The following is a 21,944-nucleotide window of genomic DNA, read 5'->3' on the forward strand; positions in this document are numbered from 1 at the left end:
ATTCATAGTGCAAAGGTACTACTTTTGGGCAATCATGTATCGTTTGGCAACTCAGTTTTTGGGTTAGCATCTGCACAGCCCTCCACAGGGTTTGTCGGGTGCGCCNNATGGGCGCACCCGACAAACCCTGTGGAGTAGGCCGTGCAGATGCTAACCCAAAACTGTTGCTAAACGATACATGAAGAATGGTATGTCTATGACTCCTTTTACTTGTGCACGAAAGCATTTGATCTTTGAGTTCAACGATTCAGCTGAAGCGTTAGTCTTACGTCCGTCAAAGTAGTTCAGGATTTCATCCTCATAGAATCTGATGGTATCGCGTACGGACTTGATTTCACGCAGAGTGCAGGAAGCCACTTTCTCATACCACCCCTTGAAATTCTGTTTGGCAGTCTCCTTTGTGAGTTTCTTGTTTCTGAATATGGCTCTAAGGGAGTTGATCAGATTGTATGCTTCTTCAAGTTTTGGGTAGAGTGCGAAAAGTATCTTCGCACGCTTTTTCTGCGTTGCGCTCCACTTCTCTCGGCTCATGGACAATTGCTTGCGACATCGTGTCTGTGCCTCTACAAGAGTCTCGCCATTTTCAAGCCTTTTGGGTTCAAAGCGAGTGTTCAGCCTCATAGGCTTTCTTCCGCGCTTGCTCTTCTTCCAGTTCTTCCCATGCCTTTTCCTCATTCGCTCGCGGTAAGCCTTTCTCTGCGCTGCCAGATTTTCGAGGTATTTGCGAAACTCTGCCTTCTGTCTGTTCGCCTCCTTTACGGCTTTTCGTTTCAGGCGCAGGCGTATCTCTTCGCAGCCCTCTCCACCGCGTTTTACGACATGGAAGCAGTCACGTATGACTGTGGCTTTAGGGAATGCCTCTCGGGCTATGACACGCATGCAATCTGAGAGATCCATCGTGATATTCTCAACCATTTCACGCTTATCTGCAGGTAGTTGCATGAGAACCTTCAGTACGTCAGCAGGATTCGTTCCCTTGACTACTGCTATGATTGCACCCTTGCGACCATGGGCATCCTTGTTGTGAACGATAGTGTACAGTTCGCCCTGGAGGGAGGTCTCGTCTATGCCTTGCTCCTTACCTACGTTTTGCGGAATAAGAATCCACTTGGATGCGTGATCCTTCTGCTCCCACGTCTCGAAGTTACTCAGGGCGTCCTTGTATCTTTTGGCAAACGTGGAGCTGTTAATCATGTACGTATAACCAATCTGACGAGCGGTTATCGTCTCAGAGTCCATTCGCCCTCTTTAAAAAAAGCGCGAAGTCCTTCGCGTATCGAGTGCCCTTATGCTTCAGTTCAAACTCCTTGTCAAGGTCAACACTTCTTGTTGTGCCATCCGGCATTGTCCAACGCCTTCTTCGTATGTGAAGTACCGCCTTCTTGTCTCGGGCTGGATAGTCAAGTAAACATGATTCTTCCCCAAAACCATTGCTCACGGAATCCTTCATGTCTGGTGTGCGATTGTCGCGCTCATCCAGATAGATGTGAAGCTCTGTTGTGTAAAGAACATCCTTGTCCAGAGTACGCTGTGTTGCAAAGTCTGTCACCTCGAAATATTTAAGAACTCCTTCGGGGAGGAAATATGAGGCGAGGCCCTCATACATATTTTTATTGCCATTCTGATTCATAGTGCAAAGGTACTACTTTTGGGCAATCATGTATCGTTTGGCAACTCAGTTTTTGGGTTAGCATCTGCACAGCCCTCCACAGGGTTTGTCGGGTGCGCCGACTAATGTTTTTGCTTGTTTCGGCATTTATTGCAACAACGAGTTATTGTGCAAACGTTTCTGATAATATCATGAACGTATTGGGCAATAATGACGGAACAACTCAAATTGAGAAGCAGAAAAAACAGCCCTTGGTTTTGCAGAAAGCCATTGACATGGTAAAGAGTTCTCTTGCGGGGCACTATTCGCATAGTTCTCATGTTTCTCATGGCTCACATGGCTCGCACGTATCACACTATTCAAGCAGATATTAGGATAGTGTTTCGCAAAGATTTTTGCGAGTTGTAAAGTAATTGGGAGGGGCGCATCAAGAAATGTGTCCCTTCTTATTTGAACCAAATTCCTCTTGACTTCATTACTTTTTGTGTCATTGAATAGCGTGTGGCGAAAATCAATGAGTTACGTTATTTGATTAGGGAGACGCATTGACGAAGTTCGGACTTAGGCTTTTATCAGTAGCCGCGGGACGCATCGCCCCCATTAGTGCTTGCGTTTAGTGGTGGCGGGACCTTTACCATACTACAACAACTTACACACCGAGTATCTTACATCTTACACTAACACGCTGCAACTCGTTGACTATCAATACTTTACTTAGTGTAAGATGCTACCAATGTCACCTACACGCAACCTACACAACCCACACGCTGCCACACGGCACAAGCACAAGAGAAGGATATCACGGCATAGGGGAGCAGAAATGCCTGTTGCTCCGACAGATTTTTCTACGTCCCTGTGGCGTACAATCCACCGCATACGACAAAACTGACTGCGGGGCAGCGGAGTGTGATGTGTAAGATGTATGCAGGGGTGTGTAAGATGTTTTGAATTTATCTTACACTATTGAAACCTCTGTATATCAACTTGTTACGCACGAAAAGTGTAAGATGGCAGTGAAAACACACGCATTCATTTACATGTAGGTTGACGGGGAGGGCGCAATTATTTGTGTACAAATTGTACACTTTTTTTGTTGGGTGCAATGCCTTGGTGTTACCTTTGCAGCACTTTGCTTTAGTACTAAACCAAATTGTATTGACTACCATGAAACGAATGCTTAACAGAATGTTGCGCTATGCCGATGCCATTGTGAAACGTGGCGTTGACAAACTGATAGATGTTATCGCGCATAGCCTGGAACCACGAACTAAAAACACTGTAACGCCCCTGCGGCAAAAACGCATGCGAAACGACACTGACTGCGCACCACAAACAACTGGCCACACTACGAACTGCGGGTTGACAGAACAAGCCATTACCCTTATGAACGAACTGTACGACATTCGATACAATGTGCTTGACCGCACGCCCGAAGTGCAACGGCGCGACCAGACGGACAAAGGGTTTGTGTCCGTGAGCAAACTGGTGCGCAACACCATGGTGATTGACCTGCACAAACGGGGCTGTATGGTGTGGAACAATGATGTGGACCGCATTGTGGAGTCGGCCTACATGCCGCAATATCACCCCTTCAGCGCTTATTTGCAGTCCCTGCCCCAGTGGGACGGCACCGACCGCGTGGGTCCACTGGCCGAACGGGTGAGCACTGACGCGCTGTGGCGCATGGTATTCGGGCGCTGGCTGCGCTGCATGGTGGCCGGTTGGGTGCAGGCCACAGCGGACGGTGCAAGCACCAGCGGAAATGCCATGATACCACTGTTGGTGAGCGAGGAGCAGGGTGTGCGCAAAAGTACGTTCTGCCGCATGTTGCTGCCTCCCGAACTGCGTAATTACTACACCGACAAGTTTGAGCTGGCCGGCGACGAGCGTCTTGAACTGGCGCTGTCGCGCTTTGCACTTGTCAACCTTGACGAGTTTGACCGCTACAACAAGTTGCACAATGCCAAACTTAAGAATTTGGTGCAGCTTGGCACCATGCAGACGCGCCGCCCCTATGCTGCCGGATTTAGCAAAATGGCGCGTGTGGCCTCGTTTATAGGTACCAGCAACAGGTTCGACCTCTTGACCGACCCTACGGGCAGCCGCCGTTTTTACTGTCAGGAGGTGAAGCACGTCATAGACTGTGACACGCCGCTCGACTATGCGCAACTTTATGCACAGCTGCTGCACGAGGTGGACTCTGGTGAGATAACGTACTTTACACATACCGAGGAGGAGCAGATACAGCAGCACAACCGCTTGTTTTATCAGGCATCGCCCCTGCGCGAGTGTTTTACGAGGTTGTTTGAGTTTGTGCCCGTTGGCAACGGGCATGAGGCGAAGGACATGGAGGGCGAATGGTTGACGGCCACAGCCATTTTGCTCGAAATAAAGCGTGCCATGCGCGGTATGGGACAGAAGTTCTCGGCCGTGGCATTAGGGCGTGAACTGGTGCAGCTGCAAGTGCCGCGCCGGCGCAGCAGCAAGGCTACATTGTACTATGTGAGGCGCAAGCATGACGAGGGATGCTGAAAAAAAGGCTCACCCGACATTTGTAGTGATGAACCTTGTTCTGTGCTCCAAACTTCATCACCTTTTTGTGCTATTGAATGGCGCACGTTGAAAAACGATGGGTTGCGTCATTTGATTGGGTGACGCCATTGACGAAGTATGGAAGGAATGTGTCCCTTCTTATTTGAATCAAAGCCCTTCATACGTAAAAAGAGCGCAAAACCGCCTTGACAGGACACATTCTGTCAAGGCGGTTCAAAGTTATAAGTAGTAAGCTGTCAGTTATCAGCCCCTGATAGTTTCGAGTCTTTGGTCAAGGTCAATCTCGTCCTTACACAACACCTCACGCGGTTTCGAGCCACGCGTCGGGCCCACGATGCCAGCGCGTTCGAGTTGGTCCATCAAGCGTCCGGCGCGGTTGTAGCCGATTGAGAACTTACGCTGAATGAGCGATGTAGAGCCTTGTTGGTGCACCACAATAAGTCGTGCAGCCTCCTCAAACATGGGGTCAAGCGTCTCGCCCGACAAGTCCCCCTTGCCACCGTTGTCCTCGTCCATTTCAGGTTCAGGCAATTCGAAGGCCGAGAGGTAACCCTGCTGGTCGGCAATAAAGTTGTTAATCTTTTCAACCTCGGGCGTATCGACAAAGGCACACTGCACACGCACGGGCGTGTTGCCACACAAAAAGAGCATATCACCCTTACCCACCAACTGGTTGGCACCGCTTTGGTCGAGAATGGTGCGGCTGTCAATTTGCGACATCACCTTAAAGGCCATACGCGCCGGGAAGTTAGCCTTGATCGTACCCGTAATGATGTTCGTTGTAGGACGTTGTGTGGCAATAACCATGTGCATGCCCACGGCACGTGCCAGCTGGGCAATGCGTGCAATAGGCAGCTCCACCTCCTTGCCCGCCGTCATGATGAGGTCGCCAAACTCGTCGATAATCACCACAATGTAAGGCATATACTCGTGGCCATATTGTGGTGGCAGCTGGCGAGCCTTGAACTTGGCGTTATACTCCTTGATGTTGCGCACCTTAGCCTTTTTAAGCAAATCATAGCGGTGGTCCATCAGTTGGCACAAGCTCTTGAGCGTCTGCACCACCTTGGTCACATCGGTAATGATAGGATCCTCGTTGTCGTCGGGAATTTTGGCCAGGAAATGCTTCTCAATGGGCGCATATATGGAGAACTCCACCTTCTTGGGGTCAACCATTACGAACTTGAGTTCAGAGGGGTGCTTTTTGTAGAGCAGCGAAGTGATGATGGCGTTCAAACCAACCGACTTACCCTGACCAGTGGCACCAGCCACGAGCAAGTGCGGCATTTTGGCCAAGTCCACCATAAACACCTCGTTGGTAATAGTCTTTCCGAGCGCGATGGGCAGTTCAAAAGTAGAGTCTTGAAACTTTTTGGTGTTGATGATGCTCTCCATCGACACGATGCGCGGATTTTTGTTAGGCACCTCAATACCAATGGTGCCCTTGCCCGGAATAGGTGCAATGATACGTATGCCAAGTGCCGAGAGCGAAAGCGCAATGTCGTCCTCAAGATTACGTATTTTGTTAATGCGCACACCCGGTGCCGGTGTTACCTCGTAAAGGGTGATAGTAGGGCCGATAGTAGCCTTGATACTCGAAATCTCCACCCCAAAGTTGCGCAGCACGTTAATGATGCGGTCCTTGTTGGCATTTTGTTCAGCCATGTCAATCTCAGGTCCATTGTCTTCATAGTGCTTGAGCAGGTTGATGGTAGGGAATTTGTAATACTCCAGGTCCTTGCGCGGGTCGAACGGCTCCATGTCGAGCACCTCCTGCACCGTTTTGCCCTGTGCCTTGTCGTCTACAATGGGTGCGGCAATGGCCAGTTCGGTGTTGGGCGTAGCTGCCTCGGGTGCCTGCGGACTGTCAATCTGCAGTTTGTCCGCATCGTCGCCCGTACCAGTCTCGCCATTTGGCGCCGGTGCTTCTGTTGTGTGTGTGTCAAGGTCAATCGACACAGCAGCATTGTCTTCTTCCTTATCGTCCGTGTCCTCCTCGTCATCGTCCGGTCGTGGCAGGGGCGCGTTTTCGTCGTACGTGTCGTTGTCGTCGGTGAGCAGTTCCGGGTCCGTCTTATAAACCTCGCCATCGTCGGTGCCATCGTCGCCATCAGCGTGTTTGTGCCGTTTGCTCTTGATGTAGTCCTGCGGGTTCATGATGCGGCGCACCATGCTCACCGTCTCGCTACTCAGATACATCAGGTAAAGCACAGCAGTGGCAATGGCCACAATCCATGCACCCATGGCCCCCAGGTTGTCGGTGAGCACATGCTTGATGTAGTCGCCGTGCCCGCCGCCCAGTCTGAAACTGAAGTAGTTAATAAATTTGCCCGGCAGCCAATCGGTGATAAGCGACAAGAACACCGAGCCCCAAATCATGATGATGGAAAAGTTGAGGAACCACTTCCACAAGCGCACACGATAGGCCCCCATAAACTTAACCCCCACAAGCAGGGTGAATATGGGTATGAACAATGACAGCATGCCAAAGCATGAGTCCATAAAGTAATTAGACAGGTAAGCACCTATTTTGCCGCCATAGTTGGCAGCGTGCGTCAGATTGCCGTTCTGCACACCCGTTTGGTCGGCGGTGCCCGTAAAGATGTTTGACACGAGACTGATGATAAGGAACAAACTGATGCCCAATATGAACAGTCCCGCAATAAAGCGTACATTGTCGGGTTTGCAATAAGCTTTGACGGCGTTGCCCAGTTCACCATTCTTGTAGCGTTGCCACAAGGTGAGCGGGGCAGGCGTGTTGCCCGGGTTGCGCTTGGCAGCCCGGGGCTTGCTTGTATTTTGTTTCTTGGCCATTGCTATTCGTGCGTGTAAAAGTTGATGAGGCGGCTCAGTGCGCGTTGGCACACGGGGCAGAACGCCTTGCATTCATTGGTTTTCATGCGGCAGTCTTGAAATGCGCGGTACACCCCTTTCGACATATAACCACCCCCTTCGTACACGCCAATGCGCTCAGGGTGCTTGGCATCGGGTTGGGTAGGTATGGCGGTGCGTCGCGGCAGCATGTCCTGCCATTTTTCGGCAAAATTCTTCAACGTGGTGATGTTCTGCTCCCACGGCTCCACATCGGGCGAATAGTAATTCTCGTACTGGTCGTCGTAGTAATACTCATCGGCCAACCCTGCAAAACTGTGGCCAAACTCGTGCACCACCACCGGACGGAAGGCCGCATGGTGTGTGGTGGTGAGCGTGTAGGCATTATATATGCCACCGCCACCATAGGTGTAAGTGTTGGCCAAAATGATGATGTGCTCGTACGGAATGCGCGCCAGCAAGTTGTGCAAGTCGCGTTGGTGGAGCGTGGTCAAGTAGCGGTCGGAGTAGAACGTCGAAAAGTGCGAACTCAGTGCAGTGTTGCGCCAAATGCCCTCCTTTGGTATGCTCACATCGCTGTCGGCAGAGGCAGCGGCCACAGCCACAAAGTTGAACCTGTCGGCATATTGCTTGAAAGGCTCGTGGCTCAGTATGGCGTCAACGGCAGTTTGCGCATCGGCATAAAACGCCTCGGCCTGTGCCGCAGTATAACCCTCGGCCACTATGGCCACATCAATTTTGTCGGCAGCCGGGCCGCTCTGGTGCAGATAGCGGTGGGGCGGCACGGGGGTGCGGTCAAGGTTGCGTATGAGAATGTCGTCAGGCGCCACCTTGTGTGTCAGGCTGCTTGTCACCTGGTGCTTGAAGTTGAACAAGCGCACGGTCACCTCGGCCGAGTCGGCTGGCATGGGCAGCAAAAAGGTGTTTTCAAACGAGCGGCTGGTGTGCGTGGCCTCCTCGGTTGTGAGCCATTCCTGAAACAGTGTGGAGAATGACTGGCAGTAAAGCACGCGCCCCGTGTGCAGGTCGCGCAGTGTGATGTCGCCATTGCCGCGCAATGGCACACTGTCGGTGTGCACCCGTCGTCCGGCCCAGCCGCTGAACGAGCTGAGGCCAGCCACGGCTATGTGTTGTGCGTGGGTGTTGCCGCTAAAGTCATAGTCTACGCGCAGTGTGCGCCCCGGGCAACTTGCCGGTGATGTGTTGTTCTGTTGCGCATGGGTGCTTGTGGCACATAGTGCCGAAAAAGCAAGCAAATATATAAATCGTAACATGAGTGAGTCTGTGAAAAGAGTCTTGGGGAAATATGTTTTTCCGTACGTGCAAAGGTACGCATTTTCTCCGAATGTATTACTTTTGTGCACCGATAAACCCGATACATAAGCAGGTGCTCAAAATTATTTTTACATAGAAAGGCGTTACCGGGTCGCAGATGTTTCCTTCGGGTGAGGGTGCATACGGGCTATGTGACCGGGGACGAAGGAAACAGATGTGCCCCAAGAACGTGCTTTCAACGTGAACTAATGACACCTGCTGATTGTATAAAGTAACTCAAGTTTCGGATTTAGCAAGCGCGGACTGAAAGCCCAAGTATTTACTTAGCCCAGGGCAAGCGAAGCGGCACCCTGGGTTGATATGAAAGCAAAAGTTACGCCCTGTAAGGGCAGAAGTAACAGGGCCTTTTTACTTTTGCCCTTACAGGGCGCGACTGCTCCAACACGCGATACCCAGGGTGCCGCTTCGCTTGCCCTGGGCTATGAAGAACATTGGGCTTTCATTGGCATCATCGGCTGCGGCTCAGCAATTCAAGCAAGCTTGATTGCATTCGCCTTGCACGATGATTCAGCCCGCACTTGCTAAATCCGAAACTTGAGTAAAGTAATTCTGAACACCTGCTTAGTAATGGAAAAAATAATATTGCTTGCCGACAGTGGCAGCACAAAAACCGACTGGCTGTTGCTGGCCGGCAATAGCGAGGTGGCACGCATAGCCACCCAGGGCATCAACCCCTTTATGCTCGACGAGGCAGAGATTGCCGCCATACTGACGTCGGAACTGCTGGCCGACGCCCATTTTGTGTGTCCCGATGCCGTACACTTTTATGGTGCGGGCTGTCGTGGTGTGCAGTGTGGTGTGGTGGAGCGTGCGTTGCGCAGCGTGATGCCCACCCTGCACGAGGTGATAGTAGACTCCGACCTGGTGGGGGCGGCGCGCGCCCTGTGTGGCAATGCCGACGGCATAGCCTGCATATTGGGCACCGGCAGCAATAGTTGCCTGTATGTGTCCGGCCAGGTGGTGGCCAATGTGTCGCCCTTGGGCTATATTCTGGGCGATGAGGGCAGTGGTGCCGTGTTGGGCCGCCGTTTGGTGGGCGATGTGCTCAAGCACCAGTTGCCCGACCACCTGTGCAGTGCCTTCCACGCCCGTTATGCCATCAGTGCCGACGAGATGATAAGGCGCGTCTATCGTGAACCTTTTGCCAACCGTTTCTTGGCCTCCTTTGCGCCATTCTTGAGCGAGCACAAGGCCGATGCCGCCATTCAGCAGTTGCTGCACGAGGAGTTTGACCGTTTTTTCAAACGCAACATCTGCTCTTATGGCCGTCCCGACCTGCCCGTATCGTTTGTAGGCAGTGTGGCCTACTATTTTCAGGACGTGCTGCGTAGCGTGGCCGCTGCCAACGGCTATGCAGTGGGCCGGGTGTTGCGCAGCCCGCTGTCTTGAAAAATGAAAATGGCAAAACTGTCTGCACTCTGCACTCGGGTTTGCAATCCTGCTGATTATCAATAATTGCTGTCCAGTAAAAGCATGCAGATATTATAGCACGGATTACACCGATTGCACGCCAGTCAGTGAGCCTTTGACTTAATGCCCGACGCGGGACGCGTCGCCCCCATTAGTGGTAGCGTTTTCTATCAGATTTGCAGATTAAAAAGCAAATGAGAAACCATGTAAAGGACTGTTGTGCCAGGGCATTGCGCTCTAATGGGGGCGACGCGTCCCGCGTCGGGCATTTTTCAGCAGCCTCGGGACGCCTCGCCCCCATTAGAGGTTGCGTTTGATGCTTGAGTCCGTTCGTATGATTACGTCTTATCGGACAGCAATAATTATCAATAAGTAATGCGTGCAGACAATGGTGCAGATAGTATGCACCATTGTCTGCACGCATTACATTTGTCTGCACTTTTAGCCGCAAGGTGTCGGCTGCGGCGCAGACAGGTTGTGCCACAGAGAAAAAACAGTATAGGGGGAGCGGCAAACTTGTCCGTCCGACAGAAAATCCGCCCTCCCATAACAGAAATTCCGCCCCCGAACGTCCGTCCTCAGTCATGTGCAGTGCAGACAAGTGCAGATGGTAGTGCACACGTTTTTGAGAGTTGTCTGCACGCTGCACTCCGTTGAAAATCAAAGCATTATATGCTAAAAGTGCAGAGTGCAGACAAAATGGTGTAAAACTTGTATGTGGTGACATGAAGGTAGCTTATAGGCAAAAAAACATCACACCCGTTGGCATATCTTATTATCCAAAGGGTGTGATGATGTGATGTGTGTAGTAATGTACAAGCAGCTTTGGCGAAAAACTGCCCATTGTGGGTCTTGTGTAATTAGTATCTCAATATCTGTCCGGTGCGCAGACGTGAGGTTGACTTCATGCGGTTGGTCTTGGCCAGCTTGTCCTCGCTCAGACCCAGTTTGCTGGCAATGCTTGCAAGGGTCTCGCCGCGCTCCACTTTGTAGAAGTGTGTGGCGGTCATGGCAATGGCGTCCTCGCTGTTGTGCGGCTTGTTGGCTGCCAGCAGCATTGAGGCATTGCCGCTGTCGTTTTTGTGGAAGGTGTAAAAGTCGCATGTCACGTCCTGTGCGGGAAAGTTGAACAGCAACTCGGGGTTGATGGCCTCGCCTGCCAAGCGTGTTTCAAAGTGCAGGTGTGAGCCAAACGAGCGGCCCGTGTTGCCACCCAGGCCGATTGGCTCGCCAGCCTTCACAATTTGGTCGCCCTCAACGAGCTGTTTCGACAAGTGGCCGTAGATGGTCTCGAGTCCGTTGTTGTGGCGTATAACCACATAGTTGCCGTAGCCTCCGGCATCGTAGCGTACCACGCGCACTTTTCCGTCGAATGCGGCCACAATGGTATCGCCGGTGCACACCTTGATGTCGAGCCCTTTGTGCACACGCTTAAAGGTGGCGCGATAGCCAAAGCGCGATGTTACATTGCGTGAGGGAGTGGGCATGCAGAAGCCTCGCAGGTCGATGCGGTAGGTTTCGGGCACCTCGTCGTGTTTGTAGGGGTGTGCGCGGTTGGTGACCCATGAGTTGTACACGTCGCTGCTGAAGTCGGTGTTGATGTCGCGGTCAACAGCACGTTGTATGGCCACCGAGTCGACGGCGCGCAATCGGCGGTCGACGGGGGCTTGACGAGCAATTAAGTCTTGGCAAAAAGCGGCGGTGCTGACGCTTGCCATGGCAATGGCAAGAACAGCACGTCGCAGAGTGGATATGTTCATTGGTCTGCGTAATGTTTTAATAGTAGCCAGTCGCATTTGCGCCGTCCGGTTTCCCCTTCGCATATCTTCAATCGGGCGTTATGCAAGTGTGGCTTGCTAAGATTTCCGCCACAAAATTACTACATTTACATGACAATCACGCGTTTATGAGTGTTAAATAACAGCGTGCGGGGTTCGATTGTTTGCATATTTACTGCATTTGTATGCCTTTTAAGGGTTGGCAAGTTGATGTCAAAACAGTCCGGTGCGGTCAACTCACGCTCTGCTTTTTTTGACAAACAAGTCAAATATACTATTGGCACAAGTTTGTCTGTAAACATTGCCACTTGTGCTACGAAGTGCTGCAAACTTTCGATGATTGTCGTTGTAGCTTAGCCATTTTGTAACAAAATAACTTTGAGAGATGATAATTATCAGTTATCTTTGCGCCAATGAAAAATGCAAATGCCAAATAATGGTAGACTACATGGCTTTTGTTGAAAAGGAATGCTGAATAGTCCAGGGTGAGTTCGGGAAGCAAGGATAGTAGACTTTGCTTTGAACCACAGCTTGCCTGATTTATAAATATATTGAAATGGATAAATTGGCAAACGACATAGAGCTGATGGCTCGGCAACTCCCCCCTATAACCCTGGAGGAGATGTCGGGCATACGCCTTATGAATCGTACCGATCAGAAATATTTGACCAACGTGCCCACGCTCAAGAGGTTGCTCGAGCTGACGCGCGGCAGCTATTATGCACAGGAGATTGACGGACAACGCGTCAGCCCTTATGCCACAACGTATTGGGACGACCTGCAAACCTTGGGCATGTTCCGCCAACACGAAACGGGGCGTGCGCCACGCCAAAAGGTGAGGGTGCGCACTTACTTGAGCTCAGATGTCACCTTTCTTGAGATTAAAAAGAAGGATAATCACGGTAAGACCTCAAAGAGCCGTGTGCGGGTGCCGTCGCTCGAGGCTGTGATGCACGAGGGCGCCGGCGATGACTTCCTGGCCGAAATGACCGGGTTGCACCTGTGCGACTTGGGGCCGGCAGTGGGCAACCGCTTTAACCGCATAACGCTGGTGAATTATGACAAGACTGAACGACTGACTATAGACTTTGGCATACAATTCTATAATTACGCCACCGAGAACCGTGCTTCAATGAACAATATTGTGGTGATAGAGTTGAAGCGCGACGGGCGTTGCCCCTCGCCCATATTGCCCATACTGCGCCAGTTGCGCATCAAGCCTGCTGGCTTTAGCAAGTATTGCATTGGTGCCTCGGTAACCGACCCTGACCTGCGTATAAACCGTTTCAAAAAGCGCTTGGTAAAAATACGCAAGGTGGCCGAAGCCTAAATCTGGTGGCGGTGGCGTAATGGGCCGCTCCTTGACAAATAACGAACTAAATCTAATTGTTTCACTACACACATACACCTATATTATAAGTATGTTAGACCTTTCTACATTTCATCTCATGCCGCTCATTTCGAGCTTGGTAATCAACACCATCGTTACATGGTTGGTGGTACACTTCTTTTACTATCCCAAAGGCCGTCGCCGCGACTATTATTTCACCTTCATATTGCTCAGCGTAAGCATATTCATGCTGATAGCCTTGCTCATGCGCGATGCCCATGATGTGGGTATTGGTGCCGCGCTTGGCTTGTTTGCCATATTCGGCATCATACGTTACCGCACCGAGAGTGTGCCCATTCGTGAGATGACATATTTGTTTTTCCTCGTAGCATTGAGCGTTATCAATGGCAAGTGCACGGGCACCACACTCAGCTGGATTGAAGGCGGCGTGGTGAACGTGGTGTTCATTGTGTGCGTGTGGCTCTGCGAAAACTTCCTTACCACCAGCCACGAGGGTTGCAAGTTTGTAAAGTACGACAATATAGACCTCATAAAGCCCGAGCGCTATGATGAACTCAAGGCCGACCTTGAGGAACGCCTCGGTTTGAAAATCACCCGCGTTGAGGTGGGCGCTGTCGACTTTTTGACAGATATGACCATGCTGCGTGTGTTCTACCTTGATCCCGAAAACCGTATCAAGGACGTTGACCGCATGACCAAGCTGCCCCAGCCGAACGCATAAACACCTCTTGCCTTATGATAAACAATGTTCTTAACAAACGACTCTTGCTGCCGGCCTTGGCCCTGATGGCAGCAGCCAATACGGCCCATGCCGACGATTATGGCGTGTGGACCGAATTGACGGTGCAGAAGAGCTTGTCGAAGCAATGGTCGGTAGATGCCGGCATAGACTTGCGTGCCGAAAACAAGTTGAAGGACTTTACGCGCTACGGTGTGTCGGTAGGGGTGGGCTATAAGCCTTGCAGCTATGTATCGCTCGGAGCTGGCTACAACTTCTTGCGCGACTATAACCTGGAGGAGACCAAGTATGAATACAAAGCCAATGGCGCGCTCAAAAACTGCAAGGTGGACGATGCGTTTTGGCGCAGCAAGCACCGTGCTACATTTGATGTGACAGGCAGCTTGCCCGTGGGGCGTTTCACCCTGTCGGTGCGCGAGCGCTATCAGTATACCCACTTTGTGGCTACCACCACTTTGCGCTCTGTCTACAAATCGCCGTTGAGCGCAGTCGATCTGGCAGGCTACACTGGCCCCGTGTACGAATGCGGTGGAAACAAGTTTGCCACACTTGAGGTTGACCCTGAGCGCCCCAAGGCTGCAAAGGACCGCCACTACCTGCGCTCACGTTTCGGCGTGGAGTACAACATCAAGCATTGCGCGTGGACGCCTTATCTGACATACGAGTTCAGCAACGACATGAGCAACCAGCTGCATCTTGACAAGCAGCGCCTCACAGTGGGGACCGAATGGAAAATAACCAAGCAGCACCGCCTCGACATAGCTTACGTTTATAGCAATGGTGCTGACGACGACAACGACTCAGATATTCATGTGCTTAGTCTCAGTTACAAGTTTAAGTTCTAAACCAAACCTTTTACACAAATATGAAACAACTGCTTTCAGTCTTGCTCCTGTGTGCAGCAGTTCTGCCCGCATCAGCACAGAGTTATGACTACCTCACGTTTAAGAAAACGACGGGTGAGGAGGCATCGTTGAGCATTGACAAACTCAAGATAACCTTTGCCAACGACAATTTGGTGGCAACCAATGGCACAGAAACCTTTACTGCGCCGGTGGCCGACATGAGCAAAATGTTTTTCAGCACTACTCCCACGGCAGTGAACACCGTTGCTGCTAATGACAACGGGCTGCATGCCAGCATCGTAAACGGCCAGCTCAAGGTTAATGCACCTGCGGGGAGCCGTGTGGGCGTTTACAGCATCGACGGACGAGAAGTGGGTACGGCGCAACTGACAAAGGGCACTTACCTTGTACGAGTAAATAACCAGACACTTAAAGTTATAGCCCAATGAAACGTATCTTTACCCTTATAGCTGCCACCGCACTCACCTCTGCCGCCGTGGCACAGACCATGAAGGTATATACCGGTCATGTGGTGACATCGTACGCTGCTGAGGCGCTTGGCGATGTAAACTTTAACAATGGCATGCAGCTGACCTTGCAGGGCAAAACGTTCAGCACGTCAGACATCGACTCTATTGTGGTTGACCGCTCACAGGCGGCCGCTGCCCGCACCATGCAGGTGGCTTATGCCAATGGCAACACTTGGGTGACTGTGTCGGGTGATGTGGCGTCGTTGCTCAACATCGCAGTGAAGGGCGATCACGTAAGTGTGGTGGCCGCACCCGAAACTGCTGAGGAAATAACTTATGCCTTGGGCGGCACAGCCACTAACGGCTCGTTCTATATGGACGGTCACTACAAGTCGACCTTGCGCTTTGATAACCTCAATCTTACCAACCCCGACAGTGCGGCTGTGTGCATAGACAATGGCAAACGCATCAACGTGATATTGGCCGATGGGTCGACCAACTCACTGACAGATGGGGCCGGTGGCATGCAAAAGGCTTGCTTCTTTATCAATGGTCATGCCGAAATCAAGGGTGCTGGCGTGCTTAATTTGACTGGCAATACCAAGCACGCTTATGCTTCGGACGAGTACACTTGGATTAAGAATGGTAGCACCACAATCAATGTGTTGTCGGCAGTCAGCGATGGCTTGCACGTTGACCAATATTTCCAAATGGACGGCGGCACACTCAATGTGAGTGGTACAAAGGGCGACTGTGTTGACGTGAGTTGCACGAAGGATGCTGCCGACCTGCAAAATGGCCAAATTATAATCAATGGCGGTGCCATCACCATGGACGTGGCTGCGGTTGACGTCAAAGGCTTGAAGGGCGAAAAGGACGTAACTATCAATGGCGGTACCATCAAGGCCACTGTGTCGGGCGATGGCTCGAAGGGCATGAGTGTGGGTGGTAATCTGCTTGTAGCTCAGGCCGAGGGCGCTACCACACTTATCAATATGACCGTGTCGGGCACCACTTACAAATATACCGATCCCACTACCGGATTGCCAGATAGCAGCAAGTGCCGCGGCATCAAGGTGACGGGCAACTATACGCTGAGTGGTGGTACCATCAACATGACGGTGACTGGCAAAAAGGCCAAAGGCATTTCGATTGACGGTGAGTACAAGTACCTTGGTGGTACAACCAACGTGGTGCCTGAGTAAGACTTAGGGTATTAACGATAATATAATACAGGCTGCACTTATATTTTATATATAGGTGCAGCCTGTCTTTTTAATTATTGCTGTCCGGTTAACCCATTCTGATATTATCGCTCACGGATCGCACCGATTGCACGGATTTTTTTGCTCGTGCAACGTGCTTTAGCACCACGGAGACGACGGATTTTACGGATTTTGTGAGCATTGCATGCTCACTTCGCTATTAGCTCGTTGCTGCGACCAGGTACCTTACTACATAATCTGTGCTAACGTATTTCGCCAAGGGTACGTTACGAGCCAATAGCGAAGTGAGCATACAATGCTCACAAAATCCGTAAAATCCGTCATCTCCGTGGTGCTAAAGCACGTTGCACAAGCGAAAAAATCCGTGCAATCGGTGCGATCCGTGAGCGATAGTAATATATTGCCTTCTGGTAAAACTCCAAAGCATCAAAAATGTCACGGACAACGTGGTCGCTGCCATATTTCGTGATTCGCTTTTATGCCAATAAAAGTTTTGTGGCTATGTACAGTTAACATAAGGGGGCTTACTGTCTATTCAGAGACGTTGGCTGATATGCAATTACCACTTAACGGGTTCGTTAAGGATAACGCCATCGGCAGCATCGTCTGCTGTGAAGGTGTCGCCCTTGTATTGCACACAAAGCATGATGAGCGGCGCGCTGCCGTTGTTGCGTACAGAACGTACACCAGCAGGTGCCACGCGCACTACGCTGCCCTCGCTAACGGGGAATATCTCGCCATCTACCTGAAACTGCCCTTCGCCGCTCAAGAAAAAGTAGAGTTCTTCGTGTGTCTTGTGAGTGTGAAGAAAGCCTGTTTCTGTGCCAGGTTGGAACACCTGGAATGAGAACTCGCCACCTGTTGCACCCAGGGCCTGGCCTCCAAACACCTTGCCGGGAATTTTAACGTCCGGTCCGAGTTCGAGTACATAGTCAGACACTTCGTTTAACTTGCCAACGTTGATGGCTTTGAAATTGGTGGCAGAAGCCACAGTCTTTACCTGCTTCATTGTTCTTGCTTATATTTAGAGTGAATACTATTTGCTATTGTCATAATTTGATTGTAACTTTACAACCATCGTATAACTCTCTTTTTGATAGTGCAAAGGTAAACAATAAATGATTGGTACACAAGAGGTTACGAAAAGGTAACTATCTTACTTTGTACTCACTCTTGAAGAATATCAGCACATTGTCATGCTAAAAAAACAGGAAAAATATTCTATCATCGAAATCTGTCCCATACGCAACGTGGTGTCGCGTTTCGGCAATAAGTGGGCACTGCTCTTGATTTTGATTTTGAGCGAGAGCAAAAGCACCCGTTACAACCAGTTGGCCAAACTCATACCCGACATATCATCGAAAATGTTGGCGGGCACTTTGCGTGCGCTTGAAGCCGACGGTTTGGTAAAGCGTACGGTGTACCCCGAAGTGCCCATGAGGGTGGAGTATGAACTGACGCCGGTGGGACACAGTCTTGTGCCATTAATTAAACAACTGACTGAGTGGGCGCAACAACATATGAAGGGCATAGTGAAGCATCGTCACGACTTTGAAATGTCTAATAGTAACGCGCAAGCGTAAGACTGTGATGTATGGAAACAAAAGAACACATTGTAAATTTGCAAGAACCACTGCTCGAAACTGCCGACGAACTGTTTGATGCCTTGTGGCGTATCAGCAGCCATCGCAATGTACGCACACGCTATGGTGTGTTGCGTGAGGTGTTGATGGTGGGCGTCGACCAACAGTTGCGCGATGTGACGGTTAAAATGAGCGGATTGTATGCCAAGATAGACTATCTTGTGAAAAAGCACCAATTACGCGAGAACGACCGCAGTCTGTCGTTTGCCATAAACGACACACGTAACCGCCTGCGCTATTTGACGCTTGAGAAAGACCAAGAATTGGCAGATGCGTGGCTGGTCGACCTCAAGGCCGTAGTACGCTTTTTAGAATTGGTGTATCAGGCCGCAGCTCCTGGCAAATTGCAGCAGTTGTTGCCACGCACCACCAAACGCGTCATGCCGCAAAGGGAGAAGGACGCCGCCGGACGCGATGAGCCTTATTTCAGATGTATCATAAACAAGTGGGACAACACCTATATATATGCCACGCGCGAGGACAACGATGAGGAGGTGCGCATAAACTATGTGGCCGAAAACAAATTTGTGCCAGGCGACTGGACCTATCTGCGCCGTTGCCTGACCGAAGGAGAGGCACTGAACGTGGTCAGACCGCGAAGGGTGGGGGACGACATCTTGCCCGAACTGTTGATTTATGCGCCCGACTATTTAATAAACGTCACCTCGGTGGCTAACTGCTTTACGCAGGCAGGACGCTCACCGCTGGCCGAACTCGTTAACCGCATCAAGCCGTTTAAGCAAACGTCGGCCATGTTGCTCGGTAACTTTGCAGGGCAGCTGCTTGATGAGGAGGCTTATAAGCAGAATTTGACGTATGCCGAGAGCATGAAGCGCTTTTTCCGTCGCAATGCTGTCAACTTTGTTACTTGTGAGGACTTGACGAGCGACTTTCATGACCAGGCACGTCGGCAGCAACAGCACATACGTCAAATGATGGCGCACGAGTATGAGCAGCAAACGGCGGAGCAGTTCAGGTCGGACCACATCATGCTCGAGCCTTCTTTCTTTTCAGACATGTTGGGGCTGCAGGGACGTATGGATTTCCTCGACTTAAACTTTAGAACCGTCATAGAGCAGAAGTCGGGCAAATGTAAGTGGATGCCTGGGGCTTCGGCTGAGGAGTACACCGGCAAACAGGAACCACACTTTGTGCAGATATTGCTATATCGTGCCTTGCTGCACTACGATTACGAGCGCGTCAATGCCGATCAGATGCAAGCTTTCCTGCTTTATTCGCGTTATGCACACGGGTTAGATGCTGTCACTTCAGCGCCCAAATTGTTGTTCGAGGCCATCAAATTGCGCAACCAACTGGCCTGGTGCGACGGTTGGTACGCCAAGGGCGGAATGCGGGTGCTCGAAACGCTCACTCCCGAGCGCATATATCCCGGGGCAAATGGCGTGTTGTGGAACCGTTATACGCGGCCCGAACTCGAGGCGCTGCTCAAGCCCATACGGCAGGCATCGCCGCTCGAACGTGCCTACTACTTCAGGTTTATGCAGTTTGTGGCCAACGAGCAAGCACTTTCGCGCATTGGCAATCGTACAAAGGAGCATTCGGGGTTTGCCTCGGTGTGGAATGCCTCGGTTGAGGATAAGCGCGAGGCTGGCAACATCTACGAAAATCTGACCGTTCACCCCGATGGCGAGGACGACAAGGTGGAGGACGTAACCTTGGAGTTTGACGACAAAAGTATTGGTTGCGTTGATGCCGATTTGTCAAACTTCCGCGTGGGCGACATCGTATTCTTCTACCCTTATGCCAAGGGCAGCATTCCCGATGCCACAGCTACCATGGTGTTTCGCTGCACCATTACAGCCATTGAGCAGCATGGTGTAAAAGTGCGATTGCGCAATCCGCAAACCAGCCGCCAGGTGTTTGAGTTCTACCGGCACAAGGTGTGGGCCATGGAGCACGACTTTATGGAGTCGTCGTACAATGCGCAATACCGCGGTTTGCAAGCACTGCTCACTGCCCCCAAGGAACGGCGCGATGTGTTGCTTGGCCAGCGCAAGCCTGAGGTTGACGCACGCATCACGCTCAAGGGCGACTATGGCAATGCGGAGTTCAACCAACTGGTGCAAAATGCACGGCGGGCGCGGGATATGTACCTGGTTATCGGTCCGCCGGGAACGGGCAAGACTTCGTATGGTATGAAAAACATATTGACCGAGGAATTGCTGCATGAAGGCAGCCGGGTGCTGCTGTTGTCGTACACCAACCGTGCTGTGGACGAAATATGCAGCAAATTGGTAGAAATTCCAGGGCTTGACTTTATACGCTTGGGCAGCGATTTCAGTTGCGACGAGCGCTATCGCCCACATCTGTTGAGCGAACGCATTGAACAAATGGAGCAGCCAAATGTGCAGCAGGTGCGCAACTTGATTATGGGCACAAGGGTGTTTTGTGGCACAACCACCTCGGTGTGCGCCGCTTTGCCGCTGCTCGAGCTCAAGGCTTTTGATTTGGCCATTGTCGATGAGGCTTCGCAGATATTGGAGCCCCATATATTGCCTTTGCTTTGTGCGCAGAGTCATGGCGAGTGTGCCATTAAGCGTTTTGTACTGATTGGCGACGAAAAGCAGCTGCCTGCAGTCGTGCAGCAGGGCACCGACGAGTCGGCAGTGAACGAACCGCTGCTGCACGGCATAGGGCTGACCGACTGCCGCTTGTCGTTGTTCGAACGCTTGTTACACCTGTATGGGTATAATGCTGATGGGTCGGTGAACGAGGCAGTGTGTCATCTGCTTACGCGGCAGGGGCGTATGCACCGCGACATTGCCAAATTTCCGAGCGATGCCTTTTATGAAAGCGCATTGTGCGAAGTGCCGCTGCCGCATCAAGTGGAACCAACGTCAAAAGTCTGTTCGGAAGAGAACTGGGTGGAGCAGGTGCTGACGGCGCAGCGTGTGTCGTTTGTGTCGTGTGTGCCAGCTGTCAATCCCGAGGAGCCCGACAAGGTAAACCAAGCCGAAGCCAAATTAGTGGCACAGATAGTAGGTGAGGTATATCGTATGGCACAAAGCAGTTTTGATGTGGCCATGACGGTGGGGGTGATAGTGCCCTACCGCAACCAGATAGCTACTGTGCGTTCGGCTATTGACCGCCTTGGTATTCCCGTTCTGCACCAAATCACCATCGACACGGTGGAGCGCTACCAAGGCAGCCAGCGCGATGTGGTGATTTACAGCTTTACGGCAAAGAAGAAGTATCAGCTACAGTTTCTCACCAACAATGAATATGTAGACGAGCGCACGGGCAGCATCATAGACCGTAAGCTCAATGTGGCCATGACGCGTGCGCGCAAACGCTTGATAATGGTGGGCAATGCGCCCTTGTTGCAGGCCGACTACACATTTGGCCGGTTGATAGATTTTTGCAAGGAACGCGATGCTTACTACGAGCCTGACTGAAACGTCGCTTCCATAAGTGCTTGCGTTCATCAAAAAGTGCCGAGTGTAGACAATGCCACGAAACAAATATCTTTGGCAGGGCATCTGCACCTTGTGCACTAAACTGCACACCATCACCCCACAAAAAAGCGTTGCTTGAACAGTAATGACTTATCTGTTTCAAGCAACGCTTCCATGATGGAAAAATTGTAGTCTGTGTTTGTGCGGAAATAACCCGCGCGGAATTTTATTCTGCAACCTCTGCAGTCTCAGCAGCAGCCTCAGACTCGTCAACAAACTTGGTGTAACCACCATTCACGAGAATGTTGTACCACTGAATGAGTTTCTTAATGTCAGAGTCGTGCACACGGTCACGGTCGTAATCGGGCAACACGCTGGCCATGAAGTCTGCCAACTCCTGCTTGCTGGCTTTTTTATAGTCGATGCTGGTAGGCTGGCCATTCTCCTTGTCGGCAATAGATTGGAAAATTTCCATCAGCGGTTTGTCGTCCTCGTTAGTGTACATTGATACATCGTTGAGCGATGTAACGCGGTCGCGCGCACCTGCAGGCAAACGCTTCTTGTCAGCACCAACAGTTTCAACAATAAGCATACCGCGACCCTGCGATATGAGACGATAAAGTCCGGGCTTGCCAGAAATGGCCAAAATTGTGTCTTGCATTTTATTTTCTGTTTGTTATGTTGTTTGTTATCGGTATAAGCACGCACACCGAGATGCAACGTGCCATGGAAAGAGA

19 protein-coding genes are annotated in these 21,944 nt (G+C 51.1%); 11 read left to right on the forward strand and 8 right to left on the reverse strand.

The window, feature by feature from the left end; all coding sequences use genetic code 11:
- Positions 1 to 150: 150 nt before the first annotated feature.
- Positions 151 to 1,194, reverse strand: coding sequence for a transposase (locus tag BQ5453_RS07325; protein WP_074027632.1), 1,044 nt, complete (start codon positions 1,192 to 1,194; stop codon positions 151 to 153).
- A 34-nt stretch (positions 1,195 to 1,228) separates the two neighbouring features.
- Positions 1,229 to 1,606, reverse strand: coding sequence for an ISAon1 family transposase N-terminal region protein (locus tag BQ5453_RS07330; protein ID WP_143033257.1), 378 nt, complete (start codon positions 1,604 to 1,606; stop codon positions 1,229 to 1,231).
- Between the two features lie 128 nt (positions 1,607 to 1,734).
- Between BQ5453_RS07330 and BQ5453_RS14585 the strand changes: the two genes are divergently transcribed.
- On the forward strand, positions 1,735 to 1,983 hold the full coding sequence (locus tag BQ5453_RS14585; protein WP_235860046.1) for a hypothetical protein: 249 nt from the start codon (positions 1,735 to 1,737) through the stop codon (positions 1,981 to 1,983).
- Between the two features lie 790 nt (positions 1,984 to 2,773).
- A complete protein-coding gene (locus BQ5453_RS07335) occupies positions 2,774 to 4,141 on the forward strand; it encodes a VapE domain-containing protein (RefSeq protein ID WP_083361151.1) in 1,368 nt (455 codons plus the stop codon).
- A 264-nt stretch (positions 4,142 to 4,405) separates the two neighbouring features.
- Here the strand turns inward: BQ5453_RS07335 and BQ5453_RS07340 are convergent, their stop codons facing one another.
- Together BQ5453_RS07340 and BQ5453_RS07345 are read right to left on the reverse strand one after the other, a co-directional pair.
- Complete coding sequence (locus BQ5453_RS07340) at positions 4,406 to 6,976, reverse strand: FtsK/SpoIIIE family DNA translocase (protein ID WP_083361152.1); 2,571 nt, start codon at positions 6,974 to 6,976, stop codon at positions 4,406 to 4,408.
- A 2-nt stretch (positions 6,977 to 6,978) separates the two neighbouring features.
- Positions 6,979 to 8,268, reverse strand: coding sequence for a M64 family metallopeptidase (locus tag BQ5453_RS07345; RefSeq protein WP_071122681.1), 1,290 nt, complete (start codon positions 8,266 to 8,268; stop codon positions 6,979 to 6,981).
- 361 nt (positions 8,269 to 8,629) lie between these two features.
- Here BQ5453_RS07345 and BQ5453_RS07350 point away from each other — a divergent pair, with 361 nt between their 5' ends.
- Both BQ5453_RS07350 and BQ5453_RS07355 read left to right on the forward strand, forming a co-directional pair.
- Positions 8,630 to 8,854 carry a hypothetical protein gene (locus BQ5453_RS07350; protein ID WP_071122682.1) on the forward strand — a complete coding sequence of 75 codons (225 nt, stop codon included), beginning with the start codon at positions 8,630 to 8,632 and terminating at the stop codon, positions 8,852 to 8,854.
- 42 nt (positions 8,855 to 8,896) lie between these two features.
- Complete coding sequence (locus BQ5453_RS07355; protein ID WP_235860047.1) at positions 8,897 to 9,718, forward strand: ATPase; 822 nt, start codon at positions 8,897 to 8,899, stop codon at positions 9,716 to 9,718.
- Positions 9,719 to 9,890: 172 nt separating this feature from the next.
- Here BQ5453_RS07355 and BQ5453_RS14125 read toward each other — a convergent pair whose 3' ends face one another.
- Positions 9,891 to 10,403, reverse strand: coding sequence for a hypothetical protein (locus tag BQ5453_RS14125; RefSeq protein ID WP_143033330.1), 513 nt, complete (start codon positions 10,401 to 10,403; stop codon positions 9,891 to 9,893).
- Between the two features lie 196 nt (positions 10,404 to 10,599).
- Positions 10,600 to 11,499 (reverse strand): peptidoglycan DD-metalloendopeptidase family protein, encoded by a 900-nt coding sequence (locus BQ5453_RS07360; protein ID WP_071122683.1) that lies wholly within the window; start codon positions 11,497 to 11,499, stop codon positions 10,600 to 10,602.
- 574 nt (positions 11,500 to 12,073) lie between these two features.
- Here BQ5453_RS07360 and BQ5453_RS07370 point away from each other — a divergent pair.
- The 5 genes from BQ5453_RS07370 (at position 12,074) to BQ5453_RS07390 (ending at position 16,127) form a co-directional block, all read left to right on the forward strand.
- Positions 12,074 to 12,847, forward strand: a complete 774-nt coding sequence (locus BQ5453_RS07370) for a polyphosphate polymerase domain-containing protein (protein ID WP_083361153.1) — start codon at positions 12,074 to 12,076, stop codon at positions 12,845 to 12,847.
- Between the two features lie 91 nt (positions 12,848 to 12,938).
- On the forward strand, positions 12,939 to 13,589 hold the full coding sequence (locus BQ5453_RS07375) for a DUF4956 domain-containing protein (protein WP_083361154.1): 651 nt from the start codon (positions 12,939 to 12,941) through the stop codon (positions 13,587 to 13,589).
- Positions 13,590 to 13,603: 14 nt separating this feature from the next.
- Positions 13,604 to 14,452 carry a DUF2490 domain-containing protein gene (locus BQ5453_RS07380; RefSeq protein ID WP_071122686.1) on the forward strand — a complete coding sequence of 283 codons (849 nt, stop codon included), beginning with the start codon at positions 13,604 to 13,606 and terminating at the stop codon, positions 14,450 to 14,452.
- A 20-nt stretch (positions 14,453 to 14,472) separates the two neighbouring features.
- Positions 14,473 to 14,901, forward strand: a complete 429-nt coding sequence (locus tag BQ5453_RS07385; protein WP_071122687.1) for a hypothetical protein — start codon at positions 14,473 to 14,475, stop codon at positions 14,899 to 14,901.
- Complete coding sequence (locus BQ5453_RS07390; RefSeq protein ID WP_071122688.1) at positions 14,898 to 16,127, forward strand: carbohydrate-binding domain-containing protein; 1,230 nt, start codon at positions 14,898 to 14,900, stop codon at positions 16,125 to 16,127. Before BQ5453_RS07385 ends, BQ5453_RS07390 begins: the two co-directional genes overlap by 4 nt.
- A 580-nt stretch (positions 16,128 to 16,707) precedes the next feature.
- On the opposite strand, the gene BQ5453_RS07395 is transcribed toward BQ5453_RS07390, so the two are convergent.
- Positions 16,708 to 17,157, reverse strand: a complete 450-nt coding sequence (locus BQ5453_RS07395; protein ID WP_071122689.1) for a cupin domain-containing protein — start codon at positions 17,155 to 17,157, stop codon at positions 16,708 to 16,710.
- Between the two features lie 187 nt (positions 17,158 to 17,344).
- Between BQ5453_RS07395 and BQ5453_RS07400 the strand changes: the two genes are divergently transcribed.
- Both BQ5453_RS07400 and BQ5453_RS07405 read left to right on the forward strand, forming a co-directional pair.
- Positions 17,345 to 17,731 carry a winged helix-turn-helix transcriptional regulator gene (locus BQ5453_RS07400; RefSeq protein WP_071122690.1) on the forward strand — a complete coding sequence of 129 codons (387 nt, stop codon included), beginning with the start codon at positions 17,345 to 17,347 and terminating at the stop codon, positions 17,729 to 17,731.
- Between the two features lie 11 nt (positions 17,732 to 17,742).
- Positions 17,743 to 21,207: an AAA domain-containing protein gene (locus BQ5453_RS07405; RefSeq protein ID WP_071122691.1), complete on the forward strand. Its 3,465-nt coding sequence runs from the start codon at positions 17,743 to 17,745 to the stop codon at positions 21,205 to 21,207.
- 226 nt (positions 21,208 to 21,433) lie between these two features.
- Here BQ5453_RS07405 and BQ5453_RS07410 read toward each other — a convergent pair whose 3' ends face one another.
- Positions 21,434 to 21,868 carry a DUF5606 family protein gene (locus tag BQ5453_RS07410; RefSeq protein WP_071122692.1) on the reverse strand — a complete coding sequence of 145 codons (435 nt, stop codon included), beginning with the start codon at positions 21,866 to 21,868 and terminating at the stop codon, positions 21,434 to 21,436.
- Positions 21,869 to 21,944: the final 76 nt, after the last annotated feature.

It is taken from the genome of Prevotellamassilia timonensis, from assembly GCF_900106785.1.
GTDB classification, from domain to species: domain Bacteria; phylum Bacteroidota; class Bacteroidia; order Bacteroidales; family Bacteroidaceae; genus Alloprevotella; species Alloprevotella timonensis.

Coding starts and splice junctions, on each gene's coding strand:
- BQ5453_RS07325 (WP_074027632.1), bottom strand. CDS start 1,194: ATGATTAACAGCTCCACGTTTGCCAAAAGATACAAGGACGCCCTGAGT.
- BQ5453_RS07330 (WP_143033257.1), bottom strand. CDS start 1,606: ATGTATGAGGGCCTCGCCTCATATTTCCTCCCCGAAGGAGTTCTTAAA.
- BQ5453_RS14585 (WP_235860046.1), top strand. CDS start 1,735: ATGTTTTTGCTTGTTTCGGCATTTATTGCAACAACGAGTTATTGTGCA.
- BQ5453_RS07335 (WP_083361151.1), top strand. CDS start 2,774: ATGAAACGAATGCTTAACAGAATGTTGCGCTATGCCGATGCCATTGTG.
- BQ5453_RS07340 (WP_083361152.1), bottom strand. CDS start 6,976: ATGGCCAAGAAACAAAATACAAGCAAGCCCCGGGCTGCCAAGCGCAAC.
- BQ5453_RS07345 (WP_071122681.1), bottom strand. CDS start 8,268: ATGTTACGATTTATATATTTGCTTGCTTTTTCGGCACTATGTGCCACA.
- BQ5453_RS07350 (WP_071122682.1), top strand. CDS start 8,630: ATGAAAGCAAAAGTTACGCCCTGTAAGGGCAGAAGTAACAGGGCCTTT.
- BQ5453_RS07355 (WP_235860047.1), top strand. CDS start 8,897: ATGGAAAAAATAATATTGCTTGCCGACAGTGGCAGCACAAAAACCGAC.
- BQ5453_RS07360 (WP_071122683.1), bottom strand. CDS start 11,499: ATGAACATATCCACTCTGCGACGTGCTGTTCTTGCCATTGCCATGGCA.
- BQ5453_RS07370 (WP_083361153.1), top strand. CDS start 12,074: ATGGATAAATTGGCAAACGACATAGAGCTGATGGCTCGGCAACTCCCC.
- BQ5453_RS07375 (WP_083361154.1), top strand. CDS start 12,939: ATGTTAGACCTTTCTACATTTCATCTCATGCCGCTCATTTCGAGCTTG.
- BQ5453_RS07380 (WP_071122686.1), top strand. CDS start 13,604: ATGATAAACAATGTTCTTAACAAACGACTCTTGCTGCCGGCCTTGGCC.
- BQ5453_RS07385 (WP_071122687.1), top strand. CDS start 14,473: ATGAAACAACTGCTTTCAGTCTTGCTCCTGTGTGCAGCAGTTCTGCCC.
- BQ5453_RS07390 (WP_071122688.1), top strand. CDS start 14,898: ATGAAACGTATCTTTACCCTTATAGCTGCCACCGCACTCACCTCTGCC.
- BQ5453_RS07395 (WP_071122689.1), bottom strand. CDS start 17,157: ATGAAGCAGGTAAAGACTGTGGCTTCTGCCACCAATTTCAAAGCCATC.
- BQ5453_RS07400 (WP_071122690.1), top strand. CDS start 17,345: ATGCTAAAAAAACAGGAAAAATATTCTATCATCGAAATCTGTCCCATA.
- BQ5453_RS07405 (WP_071122691.1), top strand. CDS start 17,743: ATGGAAACAAAAGAACACATTGTAAATTTGCAAGAACCACTGCTCGAA.
- BQ5453_RS07410 (WP_071122692.1), bottom strand. CDS start 21,868: ATGCAAGACACAATTTTGGCCATTTCTGGCAAGCCCGGACTTTATCGT.